Annotated in this window: 10 protein-coding genes; 4 read left to right on the top strand and 6 right to left on the bottom strand. The window is 64.7% G+C overall.

The window, feature by feature from the left end; translation table 11 throughout:
- Window position 1: 1 nt before the first annotated feature.
- The 5 genes from AEB_RS12665 to hutI all read right to left on the bottom strand — a co-directional run bounded on the left by AEB_RS12665 (window position 2) and on the right by hutI (window position 5,715).
- The gene (locus AEB_RS12665; RefSeq protein WP_119083484.1) at window positions 2-265 is read right to left on the bottom strand and encodes a DksA/TraR family C4-type zinc finger protein; all 264 of its coding nucleotides are present in this window, start codon (window positions 263-265) and stop codon (window positions 2-4) included.
- Between the two features lie 216 nt (window positions 266-481).
- Window positions 482-2,146 carry a urocanate hydratase gene (gene hutU / locus AEB_RS12660; protein ID WP_119083483.1) on the bottom strand — a complete coding sequence of 555 codons (1,665 nt, stop codon included), beginning with the start codon at window positions 2,144-2,146 and terminating at the stop codon, window positions 482-484.
- Entirely contained in the window at window positions 2,143-2,955 is an 813-nt protein-coding gene (gene hutG / locus AEB_RS12655; protein ID WP_119083482.1) for an N-formylglutamate deformylase, read from the bottom strand. The genes hutU and hutG overlap by 4 nt, the downstream gene beginning before the upstream one ends.
- Window positions 2,952-4,502 carry a histidine ammonia-lyase gene (gene hutH / locus AEB_RS12650; RefSeq protein WP_119083481.1) on the bottom strand — a complete coding sequence of 517 codons (1,551 nt, stop codon included), beginning with the start codon at window positions 4,500-4,502 and terminating at the stop codon, window positions 2,952-2,954. The genes hutG and hutH overlap by 4 nt, the downstream gene beginning before the upstream one ends.
- Window positions 4,495-5,715, bottom strand: a complete 1,221-nt coding sequence (gene hutI / locus AEB_RS12645; protein WP_119083480.1) for an imidazolonepropionase — start codon at window positions 5,713-5,715, stop codon at window positions 4,495-4,497. Before hutI ends, hutH begins: the two co-directional genes overlap by 8 nt.
- An 83-nt stretch (window positions 5,716-5,798) precedes the next feature.
- Here hutI and AEB_RS12640 point away from each other — a divergent pair, with 83 nt between their 5' ends.
- The 4 genes from AEB_RS12640 (at window position 5,799) to AEB_RS12625 (ending at window position 13,248) form a co-directional block, all read left to right on the top strand.
- The gene (locus AEB_RS12640; protein WP_119083479.1) at window positions 5,799-7,157 is read left to right on the top strand and encodes a formimidoylglutamate deiminase; all 1,359 of its coding nucleotides are present in this window, start codon (window positions 5,799-5,801) and stop codon (window positions 7,155-7,157) included.
- Window positions 7,158-7,166: 9 nt separating this feature from the next.
- Entirely contained in the window at window positions 7,167-7,877 is a 711-nt protein-coding gene (gene hutC / locus AEB_RS12635; RefSeq protein WP_119083478.1) for a histidine utilization repressor, read from the top strand.
- A 392-nt stretch (window positions 7,878-8,269) separates the two neighbouring features.
- Complete coding sequence (locus AEB_RS12630; RefSeq protein ID WP_119083477.1) at window positions 8,270-10,588, top strand: TonB-dependent receptor; 2,319 nt, start codon at window positions 8,270-8,272, stop codon at window positions 10,586-10,588.
- Window positions 10,589-10,611: 23 nt separating this feature from the next.
- Window positions 10,612-13,248, top strand: a complete 2,637-nt coding sequence (locus AEB_RS12625) for a M14 family metallopeptidase (RefSeq protein ID WP_119083476.1) — start codon at window positions 10,612-10,614, stop codon at window positions 13,246-13,248.
- Window positions 13,249-13,562: 314 nt separating this feature from the next.
- On the opposite strand, the gene AEB_RS12620 is transcribed toward AEB_RS12625, so the two are convergent.
- Window positions 13,563-14,969 carry a tetratricopeptide repeat protein gene (locus AEB_RS12620; protein WP_119083475.1) on the bottom strand — a complete coding sequence of 469 codons (1,407 nt, stop codon included), beginning with the start codon at window positions 14,967-14,969 and terminating at the stop codon, window positions 13,563-13,565.
- Window positions 14,970-14,993: the final 24 nt, after the last annotated feature.

The following is a 14,993-nucleotide window of genomic DNA, read 5'->3' as shown; positions in this document are numbered from 1 at the left end:
GTCAGCGCAACTGGCTATCCTTGCTGCCGCGGCGATTGAAGGCCGAAAAGGAGGGGCGGGCATCCCGCTTGGTCTGACACTCGACGCAGGTCCGGGCGCCAGGCAGAGCTCGCCGCCGTGCTTGTGGGATCGGCTCGCCGCATTCTTCGCATTCAGCGCGACCATCACCGGACGGCAAGCGAGACCGAGCGATCACGAGCGCATCCTTCACACTGTCGTCAATCTGATCCTGCACCGCGCCGTCACGCGCCCAGCCATTCGCCATGGGCTTGCCTCTCCGAAATGAGCACATCGGATATAGGCGTCAGCTGCGGATTTTCATCCCTGGGTCAGCCCGTGCTCGCGGAAGTTGTTCTCAATACCGCAACGGGTGTTTGGCGGTGCCGCGAATTGCTGCGACAGCAATTGGGAAGGAGATCGCGGCCGCTCTTCGAAAGTTCCGGCGCTCAGCGAGAGAGCCGGGCGCCGGAACTCGAGCTGATCAGACAGCCGGCAGATCGAGCCCCTGTTCGCGAGCGCACGCCAACGCAAGGTCATAGCCCGCATCGGCGTGGCGCATCACGCCCGTTGCGGGATCGTTCCAGAGCACCCGCTCGAGGCGCGCGGCGGCTTCCGCGGTGCCGTCCGCGACGATCACCATGCCTGCGTGCTGAGAAAAGCCCATCCCAACTCCTCCGCCGTGGTGAAGCGAGACCCAGGTTGCGCCACTCGCAGTGTTGAGCAGGGCGTTAAGCAACGGCCAATCGCTGACCGCATCGGAGCCGTCGATCATCGCCTCGGTCTCGCGATTGGGCGAGGCGACCGAGCCGGAATCGAGATGATCGCGTCCGATGACGATCGGCGCTTTCAGCTCTCCGGAGGCGACCATCTCGTTGAAGGCGAGGCCCAACCGGTGGCGATCGCCCAATCCCACCCAGCAGATGCGCGCCGGCAAGCCTTGGAAGCGGATGCGGTCGCGCGCCATGTCCAGCCAGCGATGCAGATGCTTATCATCCGGCATCAGTTCCTTCACCTTGGCGTCGGTCTTGTAGATGTCCTCCGGATCTCCGGAGAGGGCCACCCATCGAAACGGCCCAACGCCGCGGCAGAACAGCGGGCGGATGTAGGCGGGTACGAAGCCGGGGAAGGCAAAGGCGTCTTTCACCCCCTCTTCGAAGGCCATTTGTCGGATGTTGTTGCCGTAATCGACCGTGGGCACACCGTCGTTCCAGAACGCCAGCATGGCGCGAACATGGACGGCCATGGATCGCCGGGCGGCCGCCTCCACCGCCGCGGGGTCGGATTGGCGCATCTGCTCCCATTCGTCGACGGTCCAGCCCTGCGGCAGGTACCCGTTCACCGGATCGTGCGCGGAGGTCTGATCAGTCACGCAATCGGGACGAATTCCGCGCTGGTGGATTTTGGCGAACAGATCGGCTGCGTTGCCGAGCAGACCCACCGACACAGCGCGGCCCTCTTCCCGCGCGCCCTCGATCATGGCCATCGCCTCGTCCAGCGTATCGGCACGATGATCGAGATAGCCTGTCCGCAACCGCATCTCGATGCGCGAAGGCTGGCATTCAATCGCTAGGCAGGACGCGCCTGCCATAGTCGCCGCCAGCGGCTGCGCGCCGCCCATTCCGCCAAGACCAGCGGTGAGGATCCAGCGCCCAGCCAGGCTTCCGCCATAGTGGCGCCGGCCCATCTCTACGAAGGTTTCGTAGGTGCCCTGGACAATCCCCTGACTGCCGATGTAAATCCAGCTGCCCGCGGTCATCTGGCCGTACATCATCAGCCCGGCGCGATCGAGTTCGTTGAACTTGGTCCAATTGGCCCAGTGCGGCACGAGATTGGAATTGGCGATCAGCACGCGCGGCGCATCGGCATGCGTACGGAAGACGCCAACCGGCTTGCCCGATTGCACCAGCAGGGTGTGGTCGTCCTCCAGCCGGCGCAGTGTCTCCACGATCCGGTCGAACGCATCCCAATTGCGGGCGGCGCGGCCGATCCCCCCGTAGACAACCAGCTCCTCCGGTCGCTCGGCCACCTCGGGATCGAGATTGTTCATCAGCATCCGCAGGGGCGCTTCGGTCAGCCAGCTCTTGGCGGTCCGCTCGGTTCCGCGCGCGGCCTGAAGGTGTCGGCTGTTGTCCAGGCGGGTCGTCATGTGGTGGTCCAGTCTAAGCAGGATTGAAGGATGGCGTGCAGGACGGGCTGCAGGGCCTCGACCTTGATTGGATCGTAAAGGGCGGGCCAGCGGTCGATCTCGAACACGTCCGGCTCATCGAGGTAGCCGCGCATCGCGAGTTCCATCTGCACCGCATGCAAACCTTCCGCCGGGCATCCGTAATGGCGCGTGGTCCAGCCACCGCGAAAGCGGCCGTCCAGCACCCACGGCTGTCCGCTTGCGGCGCAGGGGGCGGTCACGGCTTCGGCGAGCGACGGAGCACAGGAGAGGCCTGAATTGGTACCGATGTTGAACAGCGGCAGCGTTCCTTCGAACAGACGCGGCACATGGCTGCGGATCGAGTGCGCATCGTACAGCACCACTCGCTCATGCTGGGCACGAAGCCTCGCCAGCTCACGCTCAATCGCCGCATGGTAGGGGTCGAAATAGTGCGATCGCCGCTGCGCGATCTCCTCGTCATCCGGCTCGCAGCCTTGGCGATAAAGGGCATGTCCGTCGAAATCGGTGATGGGGCACAGGCCGGTGGTGGCCTGGCCGGGATAGAGCGAGGCACCGCTCGGGTCGCGATTGGTGTCGATCACCGAGCGGGAGATGCTGGTGGCGATGGTGGTGGCGCCAAGCTCCCGCGCAAAGGCGTAGAGCGCGTCGACATGCCAGTCTGCGTCCTTGCGGGCGTGCCACGGGGATACGAACCGGCCGACGATCGCTTCCGGAATGTCCGTTCCGGCATGCGGGATAGTGACCACCAGCGGAGCGTCACCGCTGTGGATAGTGAGCCAATCGGTCATGCGCTCACGGCCGGCAGCGGAAATCCGAGCTCGCCCGCCAGCGCTGCCAGTGCGCCGCTGCGCACCAGTCCAACAGCGGCCTCGATGTCGGGATGCATATGGCGGTCATCTTCGAGCGTCGGAACACGATCGCGCAGATGGGCCTTCACGCTCTCGAGCACATCGCTGGACGCAAGCGGACGCAGGAAATCACACCCTTGCGCCGCGGCGAGCAATTCGATCGCGATCACGCTGGCAGCATTGCGTGCCATGGGCGACAATCGCCGGGCACCATGCGCCGCCATCGATACATGATCCTCCTGATTGGCGGAGGTGGGGATTGAATCCACACTGGCCGGCATGGCGCGCTGCTTGTTCTCGCTCACGAGCGCGGCGGCCGTGACTTGTGGGATCATGAACCCAGAGTTCAGCCCTGGATTGGGCGTCAAAAACGCTGGCAGACCGGACAGCGCAGAGTCGACGAGCATGGCCGAGCGCCGCTCCGAGATCGACCCGATCTCGCACAACGCCATTGCGATCATGTCCGCGGCAAAGGCGACCGGCTCTGCGTGGAAATTGCCGCCGGAAATAACTTCGCTGTCCGAAACCACCAGCGGATTGTCGGAAACGCCATTGGCCTCGATCGCAAGGGTCGCGGCCGCCTGCCGCAACAGATCGAGCACCGCGCCCATCACTTGCGGTTGGCAGCGCAGGCAATAGGGGTCCTGCACCCTTGGATCGTCTGCCCGATGGGACTCGCGAATGGCAGACCCCTTCAATAGGGCGAGCTGCGCCTCGGCGACCTCAATTTGCCCGCAATGCCCCCGCAGTGCGTGTATGCGGCGATCGAACGGCGTGTCGGAACCACGTGCCGCTTCGACGGACAGGGCGCCGCTGATGAGCGCGGCCTGGAACACACGCTCCGCCTCGAACAGTCCCGCCAGCGCCTGGGCGGTGGAGAACTGGGTTCCGTTCAGCAGCGCCAACCCCTCCTTCGCGGCAAGCTCGCACGGCTCCAGGCCGGCACTCCGCAGCACTTGCGCAGCAGGACCGAACTCCCCCGCCGCGTCGACCATGTCGCCGACCCCCATCATGGCCGCAGCGAGGTGAGCGAGCGGCGCGAGATCGCCCGACGCGCCGACGGAGCCTTGCTCCGGCACCACCGGTATCAGGTCTCGCTGCAGGAGCGCGTTGAGGTGCAGAAACGTCTCCTCCCGTATGCCCGAGGCGCCGATGCCGAGGCTCGCCAGCTTCATCGCCATCATCAGCCGCACGATCGGCCGTGATGTCGCATCGCCGACGCCAGCGGCATGACTGAGCACGATGTTGCGCTGCAACTGCGCCACGTCGTCTGGCGCGATGCGAACGGAGGCCAATTTGCCGAAGCCGGTATTTACGCCGTAAACCGCCTCGCTCTGCCCAGCGAGGCGCGCGATCACCGCGGCGGAGCGACGCACCGGCGCCAAGCAGGCGTCGTCCAGCACAATGGGCGCGCCAAAATAGATGCGGCGCCAATCGGTAAGCGTCATCGCCCCCGGCTTGATCGTGACCGCCTTGTTCTCAGGCATGGAATCCTCCGAAGATGCGGGCATGAAGAGGGCGGCCTCCGATCGCGTAGACCAGCTCGGCAGGATGCTCGACGTCCCAGATCGCGAGATCGCAGGCCTTGCCCGGCTCCAGGGTTCCGATCTGATCCTGAAGACCCAGTGCGCGAGCGGCGTTGCGGGTGACGCCGATCAGGCACTCGGGCACCGTCAGCTGGAACAACGTCGCCGCCATGTTCATCGCCAGCAGCAGCGAGACCATCGGCGACGTCCCGGGGTTGCAATCGGTGGCGACCGCCATGGCGATCCCGGTGTCGCGTATCGCCTGGATCGGCGGCCGTTTGGTTTCGCGAGTGAAGTAGAAGGCGCCCGGCAGCAGCACCGCGACAGTTCCTGCTTCGGCCATCGCATCCAGGCTGGCGGTGTCTGCATGTTCGAGGTGATCGGCCGAAAGCGCGCGATACCGGGCGGCCAACTGGGCGCCCTGGAGGTTCGAGAGTTGTTCGGCATGCAGCTTTACGGATAGTCCCGCTTGCCTCGCGGCCTTGAAGACCCGCTCAACCTGCGCCGGACTGAACCCGATGCCTTCGCAAAACGCGTCCACAGCATCGGCCAGGCGTTCCTCCGCCACGACCGGGATCATGCGCTCGACGACCTCATCCACGTAGCGATCCGGATCGTCGCGCCACTCGGGAGGAACGGCGTGCGCGCCGAGGAACGTGGTCGAGACACGCACCGCCCGCTCCTGCTCAAGCGATCGCGCGACGCGCAGCATCCGCGCCTCGGTTTCGAGCGTGAGGCCATAGCCGGACTTCACCTCCACGGTCGTCACGCCATCGGCCAGCATCGCGTCCAGTCGCGCGAGGCTGGCGCTGAGCAGCGCCTCGGCGGACGCGGCTCGGGTGGCTGTTACGGTCGACGCAATGCCACCGCCCGCTCGCGCAATCTCTTCGTAAGAGGCGCCTGCGAGCCGTTGTTCAAACTCGCTCGCCCGTGAACCGGCATAGACGAGGTGTGTGTGGCAATCGATGAGACCGGGAGTAATCCAGCGGCCGTGGCAGGGGATGGTCTCGCCGGCATCGAGCCTGGGCGCATCAGCCGCGCTGCCGGCATAGAGGATCCGCCCGTCCGCCATGGCGACGATCCCATCCTCGACGATGCCGAGCGGATCGTCGGGCGTGCTGGCCGGCGCCATTGTGGCAAGCCGGGCATCTCGCCAAATCCGTTCGCACCGCATGACACACCTCCTGAATCACCTTTATATGTCTATACATATCAGCTAAGGTCAAGCGGATTGTTGGTGCGCGAGGGCTAAGAGCGATGACGGGATTGTGGTTCGAACGTGCGCTGCTGCCGACAGGCTGGGCGAGCAATGTGGCCGTCGATCTCACGCACCGCGGGACCATTGCTGCGATCGCGACCGATTGCGCCGATGCGGGTGAGAGAATGCGTTACGGGGTCGCCCTGCCTGGCGTTCCCAATCTTCACAGCCATGCCTTCCAGCGGGCGATGGCCGGGCTGACCGAACGGCGGGAAGAAGCGCGAGATACGTTCTGGAGCTGGCGCAGCCTGATGTATCGCTTTGCCGGGCGAGTGGGGCCAGAGGCGCTGCAGGCGATCGCGGCGCTTGCCTATATGGAGATGCTGGAATCCGGTTTCACCCGCGTCGGCGAATTCCACTACCTGCATCATCAGCCCGATGGTTGGGAATATGACACGCCGGCACTGATGGCGCAGGCGCTTGCCTCGGCCGCTGCCGAGTGCGGGATCGCCCTGACGCTGCTGCCGGTCTTTTACGCCTCCGCCGACTTCGGGGGCACGCCCCCTGCCGCAGAGCAGCGCCGGTTTGTCTCGACACGCGATTCCTATGACCGCCTTTTCGATGGCAGCGAGGCAGCGATCGCGGGCCTGGAGGATGCCATTGTCGGAATCGCCCCGCACAGCCTGCGCGCCACCCCGCTGCCGGATCTGAACCACCTCGCTCATCTGCGCAGTGACGCGCCGGTCCACATCCACATCGCCGAACAGCAGCAGGAGGTTGAGGCGTGCCTGGCTTGGAGCGGAAAGCGGCCGATCGAGCTGTTGCTCGACAATGCCGAGGTGGATGCGCGCTGGTGCCTTGTCCATGCGACGCATCTCGATGCCGGCGAGCGCAAGCGGGTGGCGGCGAGCGGAGCGGTGGTGGGCCTGTGCCCGATCACCGAGGCGAATTTGGGGGACGGCCTCTTCCCGGTGGCGGAATTTCTGGAGGAGCAGGGCGTGATCGGTATCGGCTCGGACTCCAATGTCCGGATCGATGCGGCGGCGGAACTGCAATGGCTGGAATATGGCCAACGGCTGACGCGGCAGGCGCGCAATGTGGCCGCAATTCCAGGCCCTTCGACGGGCAGGTCGCTGTTCGATCATGCCGTCGCGGGAGGGGCTAGGGCTCTTGGCCAGAATTATCATGGGATTGTAGTGGGCGCGCCGGCGGATATCGTCTCTCTCGAGGCGAGCAGCATCGATCTTGTTGGGCGAGAGGACGATGCCATTCTCGACAGCTGGATCTTCGCGCGGGCGCAGGTGGAGAGCGTCTGGCGCCGAGGGCGGATGTATGTATCCGGCGGGCGGCACTGCGAGCGCGACGCGATTGAGCATAAGTACAAGCAGGTGGTGACCCGCCTGCTGCAAGATGCCTAAAGTGCCGGCATGTCGCTGCACAACCGGATTCGCGCCGATATCGAACGCCGCATCCTGTCAGGAGAATGGAAGCCGGGCGACCGCATCCCCTTCGAGCACGAGCTGATGGTGGAATATGATTGCTCCCGCATGACGGTAAACAAGGCGCTTTCTGCCCTGGCCGTGGCGGGGCTGATCAACCGCCGCCGCCGAACAGGCTCATTCGTGGCGCAGCAGCATGTCGACATGGCGGCGCTGGCGATACCCGACATCCGCGAGGAAATCGAGACGCGGGGCGGGATCTACTCGATCGAGCTGCTGTCGCGCAAAGTGGGGCCGGCGAACGGCGCGCATTTGCAAGTCTCTGCCGTGCACGGGCGCCCCGCCATTCTGGTACTGAGCTGCCGCCATCTGTCGGACCGGATGCCGTTTGCGGTGGAGTATCGCGAGATCAATCTCATCCAGGTGCCGGAGGCTGAGGAGGTCGACTTCACCACGACCGCGCCGGGCAGCTGGCTGCTTGAGAATGTTCCATGGACGGATGCGGAGAACCGGATTTCGGCGCGCTCCGCCGGAAGCGATTGCCGCAAGCTTGACCTTGAGCCCGATGCGGCCTGCCTGATGCTGGAGCGCCGAACCTGGCGCGGCGGTGCGCCGATCACCTTCGTCCGCCAGATCTTCCCGGCGGCCAATCTCAGCCTTGTCGCCCGCTTCATCGGGATGACCCCGCAGCCGGAGTAGCTGGGCCGCGCTCGACCGGAGCGGGAGGCGGTTTTGACGCGAAGCAGGCATTTGCACCGGCTTGGAAGCCGAGAGAAAACGGGGTGCTGCTGTGTTCCAAGCGGTCTGCGTCGCACCAGCATCGCTGTTGCAATTCGCCAGTTTTGAGACCGACGCGGGCTGCTGCATATTTCAACACCACGCAATAATATTACGTGGGTGAAATGTTGATCCTTTCTGCCGGAGCGCAGAGGCAGTTGCGAGAGCAAGGATTGTAGCCGCTGCGTCATTTTTCACTTGTATATACATATTAGCTGCCTCATGCTCCGAATCACTGGGGGAGGTCAGATGTAATCGATCGCTCGAAAGCCTTGAGGAGGGCGCGGGGAGGTCAGTCTGACACAGGGGTACTTATGAGGATCTTCGGCATACCTTCCGACGGGGCGCCCCGCCGTGCGCTCTCCCTGACGATCGCTTTGGCGCTGACCTGCGGAGTCTCGGCCCCTGCGCTGGCGCAGGGCATCGCCGACGCCGAGGGAGGCGAAGCGCCCGCGGGCGATGCTGCGCAGGGCAATTCCATCGTCGTCACTGCGATGCGGCGGGCGTCCACCGTGCAGGAGACGCCGATCGCCATCACCGCGATTACTGGCGAGACGCTGACCAATGCGGGCGTGACCAACATCACCGAATACGCCAAGTTCGTGCCCTCTCTGCGCATCCAGGATAACGGCCCTGGATCGCGCCGGGTATCGCTACGCGGCGTGATCGCGCCGGGCGAACCGACAGTGGGCACCTATTATAACGACGTGCCGGCCACCGGCTCTGTCGGCCCGTCCAACGATGCCGCCGGGCGCACCGGCGACTTCACCCTGTTCGATATCGAGCGGGTCGAGGTGCTGCGTGGCCCGCAGGGGACGCTCTATGGCGCGAGCTCGATGGGCGGCGCGATCCGCGTCATATTCAACCGCGCGTCTTACGAGTATGAAGGCGCGGTCGAGGCGCAGCTCGGCTTTGTCGAGGGTGGCGACCCCGCCTATTTCGTGAACGGCATGGTCAACGTGCCGCTGGTTGAGGACAAGCTCGCTGTTCGCTTCGTCGCTTATCAGCACGAATCCGCCGGATGGATAGACAACCAGTTCCTCGGCATCAAGAACATCAATGACCTGAACGTTACTGGCGGTCGGCTGTCGGTGCATTGGGACATCGCGCCCGGCCTGACGCTCGATACCATGTCAATGTACGAGGAGACACAGAGCTTCGGCACCACCGTCAACCCCGATCTGGGCGAGTATGTCACCGCCGACCAGGTGCTGCTGCCCTATGATGACAAGGCGCAATTCCACAGCGCGACGCTGGAATATGATCTGGGCTTCGCCACCCTAGCGGCCGTGGGCGGGTATCAGAAGCGCGTGTCGGAATATGCCGCGGATGACAGCTATTACATCGGCCGGCAGCGCACCCCGCAACGCTGCGCCACCTACACCAATGGCAGCGCCTCGGCACCCTGCTCGGCCGACCAGCTGGCCGGGTTCTATTCCTATATCGACGGCCTGATCCCCGCCGCGATCTATTATCCCGGCACCAACGAGGATCTGACCGGCGAGCTGAGGTTGAGCTCCAACGGTCTGAACATGCTCGATTGGACGGTCGGCGTGTTCTACCAGGATCGCAGCAGCCACGTAGAGCCCTCCGACGCCAGGGCGGACGCGGAGACGGGTGCGATCATCCGGCCGGTGCAGCTGTTCTATCGCCGCCAGCTGGACGACACGCTGAAGCAGACGGCGGCGTTTGGCGAAGTGACCTTTCATCCGGTGCCCGAGATCGGCCTGACCGCCGGCTTGCGCTATTACGACTACGACAAGCGGGTGGTCGGCTGGACCGACATTCCGTGGTCGCTGATCAGCGCGATTGAGCGCCCGCCGACGACCGTGGATGCCTCTGAGAACGGCACGCTGCTGAAGTTCAACGCCTCCTGGGAGCCCAATCCCGATACCCTGTTCTACGCCACCGCGGCCCAGGGCTATCGCCCGGGCGGCGCCAACCAGGTGATCGGGCTGCCGGACGACCTGACGCCGTATGAGGCCGATACGCTGTGGAATTACGAGGTGGGCGCCAAGTTCACGCTCGGCGGCCGTACGACACTGAACATGGCGGCGTTCCAGATTGACTGGGACAACATCCAGGTGCGTGGCCGGACGCCAGACGGCGCGTTCAGCTTCCTGTCCAATGCGGGTGCGGCGCGCATCCGGGGGCTGGAGCTGGAGGCGGCGACGCGGCCGGTCATGGGCCTGACCCTGACCCTTGCGGGCAATTACCTCGACGCGAAGTTGACTGAGGATCAGGTGAGCGATGTGATCACCGCACCCGGTCAGTCCGGCGACCGGCTGGCCGATATCCCGAGGTGGAACGGCACCCTGTCTGCGGAATATACGACGCCGGTGTCGTCCGACGCCGATTTCTTCGCCCGCGCGGACGTGAACTATGTCGGCCCGTCCAATTCCGAATTGGTGGCGGACAGCCCCCTGAACGTCGTCTCCGGCGATTATTCCCTGACCAATCTGCGCGTGGGCGTCGAGTGGGGAGGGGGGGACACGGGCGCCTATCTGTTCGTGCAGAACCTGTTTGACGCCTTCGCCCTGACCCGCGGCACGAATGCTGCCTACGCCAACGGCTTCCGAGCCAATGTGACGACGCCCCGGACCATCGGCGTCAACGTTCGTCGCAACTTCTGAGCCCTTCGCTGGAGCCCTTTGCCATGACATCCATCTTCCGTTCGCTTCTCCTGCTGGGCGCAGCCGTGACCCTTCCGCTGCCCTTGGCGGCGCAAGACGTGCCCGAGACCCAAGAGGTCATCGGGTTCCAGGTGGGGAGCGACCGCAAGCTCGCCAATTACGAGGAGTCGGTTCGCTATTTCCAGGCGCTCGCAAAGGCGAGCGATCGGATCAAGCTGTTCGAGGCGGGACGCACGACGCAGGGGCGCAGCTTCACCTATGCGGTGATCTCCTCGCCCGAGAACGTGCGCAACTTCGAGCGTTATGCGGAAGCCTCTCGCCGCCTCGCCGATCCGCGCGGGTTGAGCGAGGCGGAGGCGCGCGAGCTGGCGCGCACGTCCAAGATCATCGTGCATATTGACGGCGGGATGCACGCGGGGGAGGTGGCCGACCACCAGCTGCCGCTGGTGCTGGCGCACAAGATGCTGGCGGCGCAGGACGATGCGGAGGTCGATGCAATCCTGCAGGACGTGATCCTCGTCCTGTGGCCCTCGCTGAACCCGGACGGGCAGGACATGGTGGTCGACTGGTACCGCAAGCAGGTCGGCACGCCGTACGAGACGAGCACAATGCCATGGCTGTACCAGGAGTATGTCGGGCACGACAATAACCGTGACGGTTACATGCTCAACATGATCGAGAGTCGTTCCGTCAACGCGATCGCGCAGACCTATTCACCGGTGATCTGGTATTCGCAACACCAGGAGGCGCCATTCCCCGCGCGAATCTGGATGCCGCCGTTCGCCGATCCCGTCTCCTCCAACATTAGCCCGTACATGCGCATTTGGACCAATGCCATTGGCACCAACATGATGGCGCGCTTCCAGGCGGAACAGAAGCCCGGCGCGATCGCGCAGCAGCGGTTTGACAATTGGTATCCGGGGTTCCTCGACTACATCCACGTGTTCCGCAACACGATCTCCTATTTCACAGAGGTGGCGCATCGCTCCGCAACGCCGCGCACCTATTCGGTGAGCGACTTTCCCGAGCAGATGCAGGATCTGCGCCCTACGATCATGTATCCCGATCCGTGGAAGGGCGGCGAGTGGAAGCTGGCAGACTCGGTCGACTATATGCTGACCGCCTCCATGTCGACGCTGGAGACGGCGCAGAAATACCGCGAGACGCTGCTGTTCAATCGGTATCAGGCCGGGCGCGACATGATGGCACGCTACGCTGCGAAGGGTCCATCGGCCTATATCATCCCCGCCGTGCAGGCCGACGTGCCGGAGGCGGCCTCGCTGGCCCAGTTGATGATCGACCATGGGCTCGACGTGTATCAGCTGACCCAGAAGACACGGCTGGGCGGGGCGGATTATGCGGCCGGATCGTGGGTTATCCGGACGGACCAGCCCTTTGCCGGCCTGGCCACCGAGTTGCTGGAGCCGCAATCCTATCCCGACGCCATCCTCAACGGCGAGGGCTCGCCCGCGATGCTGCCCTATGATGTGACCGGCTGGACCTTGCCCTTGCAGATGGGGGTCAAGGTCGATCGCATCGGGGAGGCGCTGGGCGAGGAGGCACTGGCAGCGATGGTGCCGGTGAAGCAAGCGACGCCGCCGGCGGGAACGGTGACGGGCGAGGGCGCGGTCTTCCTGCTGCCGCGGACGATGAACGGGAGCTACCGGGCGTTGAACGCGGCGCTCGCAGCGGGCGCGCAGGCGCGGGCAGTGGAGGCCAGGCTGGCGGGCGAGGGCGCGCGGCGAGATGCGATTGCCATCACTGGCCTAGCGCGCGAGGCGATGGAGCGCATCGCGGCGGAGAACGCCGTGCCGGTAACCGCCGTGGCGGAGACGCCGGCCGGTACGCCGCTCGCGGCAGGGAAGGTCGGCCTGTATCGCCCCTGGGGCTCGAACATTGATGAGGGGTGGACCCGCTGGCTGTTCGAGCAATATGCATTCCCGGCGCAGAGCCTGTACAATCAGGATTTCACCGCCGAGGAACTCGCCGGCTACGATGTTATCGTACTACCGGAAATCACGGGTGGGGGCCGGCGCGGCCCCGCCACGCTCGACCCGGAACCCACTGGGCCGGCCTCGAAATATAAGGGCTCGCTCGCCTCGCTGATGGACGGTTTGCGCCCGGGCACCGTGCCCGACCAATATTCCGGCGGGATCGGCATCGGCGGGGCGGAAGCGCTGCGCGGATTCGTTCGGAATGGCGGCACGCTGGTCGTGCTCAATCGATCAGCCGACGCGATCATCGAACTGTTCGACCTGCCGGTGGAGAACGTGCTCAAGGACATGGATAGCGAGACGTTCTTCTGCTCCGGCGCGCTGCTTTCGGTGAAGTTGAACAAGGACGCGGCGGCGGCTGCCGGCATGCCGGATGCCACCGCCGTGATGTTCGAGCATGGCCCCGCCTTCGCCATGAAGGATGGCTTCAAGGGGCAGGTGCTGGCTTCCTATTCCGAGACGGAGAACCCGTTGCTGTCAGGCGTGCTGATCGGCCCGCAGGCGATCCAGGGCAAGGCAGCCGCGGTCGAGGTGGAATATGGCGCGGGCCGCATCGTGCTGTACGGGTTCCGCCCGCAATGGCGGGGTCAAAGCCACGGCACCTACAAGATGCTGTTCAACCCGCTCTATCGTTCCGCCGCGTCCGGAGCGACGCGCACGCATTAAGCGCTTATCGTGAGACTTAGGGGTCCAATCGCGGGTCGCGCGATTACTGGCAGAAGGATGGGGTATTTAAGTTCCAGAGGACCGACAGCTTTCCTCTCTTCGTCGTCGCAGAGCGGACAGTTGGCCGTCGGCCCAGAAGGCGCTGGAACTCGCCGTGAATGAATAACCAGTTTCGACGGCCAAGCGAGGCGCCCCCGAGCGTCGGCTCTTCAGGCGGCGGTGGACACGGCGTCCGTGTCCACCGGAGCCGGCGGCTCACGACCAATCTTCGCTGTTAGGCTGTTTGGCGTCACGTTCCGAAAGCTACCTTGCGTTCATCGGCTGGCTTCAGCATCACGCGGTAGCCGCATCGGCTGGAGGTGGCGAATGATCTCCGGATCATTCTTCCAGATCTGTTCCGCGCGGCGTATGAGGCCGGACTGGCCCCAGTGCTCGCTGCGTTGGGCAGACTGTTCGAGAAAGCGCAGCATATCCGAGCGCTGGCGGTTGATCGACGCAATTGCCGCGACCCATTCGCTGGAACCGTCATTTCTGCTCAGGTCTTCATTGGCATAGCGCCACAAGAGGCGGTGCATTGCGGGGGAGCCTTGTGTAGCGAGCGCCGCCTGGAGCTCGCCGGCTCGCGTCATGAGGCGCGCATCGCGGCGCGCATCCGCGAACTTCGTGAAGTGGCGCAGGTAGCTCTCGTCATCTCCCCTGAAGAGCGCGATGATCGAGAGGCAGTCATGCGCCACGGGGAAATCCGGGTGTCGGCGTACGATGTCTCGCAGGGCCGCCACGGCCGCGGTATCCTGACCGGCTGCCCAGCGCGCCCAGGCCAGATCGGTCTGGATCGCGACGGAGCCCGGTTGCAGCAATTGTGCGCGACGTAGCAGCCTGAGCGCTTCGTCATGATCGCCATGGTCGGAGAGAACATTGCCGTACCAGAAATGCACCATCGCATCATCGGGAGAGAGATCCAGGGCCCGCCGGAACTGGGCGGATGCCTCGGAGAAATCGCCATCCGCCCAGTAGGCGATGAAACCGAGCAGACGGTGTCCGTCGGTGCCCGCAGGATCGAGCCGAACCGCAATTCGTGCCGCCTGACGCGCGCGCTGATATGCCTCTTCGTCGGGCCTTGGGCCGAATTCGCGCGAGAGCAGCAGGGCTTCCGCGAGAGCGGCGTGCCCTTGCGCGAAGGATGGCGCCGATCGCGTGACGTCTTCCAGCAACAGGATTGCCCGCTCCAACCCGGTCGCGCGTCGCTCGGCGGTCAGATCGCGGGCGGCGAGAAACTGCGAAGATAGCCGGGGATCGGCCGGTAGGGCCACGTCGATCGGCTCGATATCCGACGCTAGGCGATCGGCGACCATACCGCCTGCCAGAGCAAGGATCAGACCGGGAAGCAGCGCAAGCAAAGCCCATCTCGCTCGCCATCTGACGGATCGCGCAGGTGTACCTTTCTGCATGGGCGGCGACGAAATCGTCTTATCAAGGCCCTGTCCAAGACCTGCCCAGCGATCCAACTCGTGCCGCAGGGCATAGACGGTACCCGTCCGCCCGCCCGGCATGCGGTGCACCGGCATGCCCCGCTCTCGCGCCCAGCGGATGACGGTGGTACGATCCCGACCGAAATGGGCGGCGATGAGTTTCCACCCATCCAGCCGGTCCACACTTGCCCGCGCTATGATTGGTAACGGATCGATCGGCATGCCTGTCATCGATCCGGTCGAGATGGTCATCGGCAGGCCCCCATGCAGCGGACA

Source organism: Altererythrobacter sp. B11 (assembly GCF_003569745.1).
Classification (GTDB): domain Bacteria; phylum Pseudomonadota; class Alphaproteobacteria; order Sphingomonadales; family Sphingomonadaceae; genus Croceibacterium_C.
Note: the sequence above shows the minus strand (reverse complement) of the source record. Positions and strands in the feature narration are given on the sequence as shown.

What these genes read in the sequence shown, in the direction of transcription:
- AEB_RS12630 (WP_119083477.1), top strand. Translation starts at nt 8,270, where the DNA reads ATGAGGATCTTCGGCATACCTTCCGACGGGGCGCCCCGCCGTGCGCTC.
- hutU (WP_119083483.1), bottom strand. Translation starts at nt 2,146, where the DNA reads ATGACGACCCGCCTGGACAACAGCCGACACCTTCAGGCCGCGCGCGGA.
- hutH (WP_119083481.1), bottom strand. Translation starts at nt 4,502, where the DNA reads ATGCCTGAGAACAAGGCGGTCACGATCAAGCCGGGGGCGATGACGCTT.
- AEB_RS12625 (WP_119083476.1), top strand. Translation starts at nt 10,612, where the DNA reads ATGACATCCATCTTCCGTTCGCTTCTCCTGCTGGGCGCAGCCGTGACC.
- hutG (WP_119083482.1), bottom strand. Translation starts at nt 2,955, where the DNA reads ATGACCGATTGGCTCACTATCCACAGCGGTGACGCTCCGCTGGTGGTC.
- hutC (WP_119083478.1), top strand. Translation starts at nt 7,167, where the DNA reads ATGTCGCTGCACAACCGGATTCGCGCCGATATCGAACGCCGCATCCTG.
- AEB_RS12640 (WP_119083479.1), top strand. Translation starts at nt 5,799, where the DNA reads ATGACGGGATTGTGGTTCGAACGTGCGCTGCTGCCGACAGGCTGGGCG.
- AEB_RS12620 (WP_119083475.1), bottom strand. Translation starts at nt 14,969, where the DNA reads ATGACCATCTCGACCGGATCGATGACAGGCATGCCGATCGATCCGTTA.
- AEB_RS12665 (WP_119083484.1), bottom strand. Translation starts at nt 265, where the DNA reads ATGGCGAATGGCTGGGCGCGTGACGGCGCGGTGCAGGATCAGATTGAC.
- hutI (WP_119083480.1), bottom strand. Translation starts at nt 5,715, where the DNA reads ATGCGGTGCGAACGGATTTGGCGAGATGCCCGGCTTGCCACAATGGCG.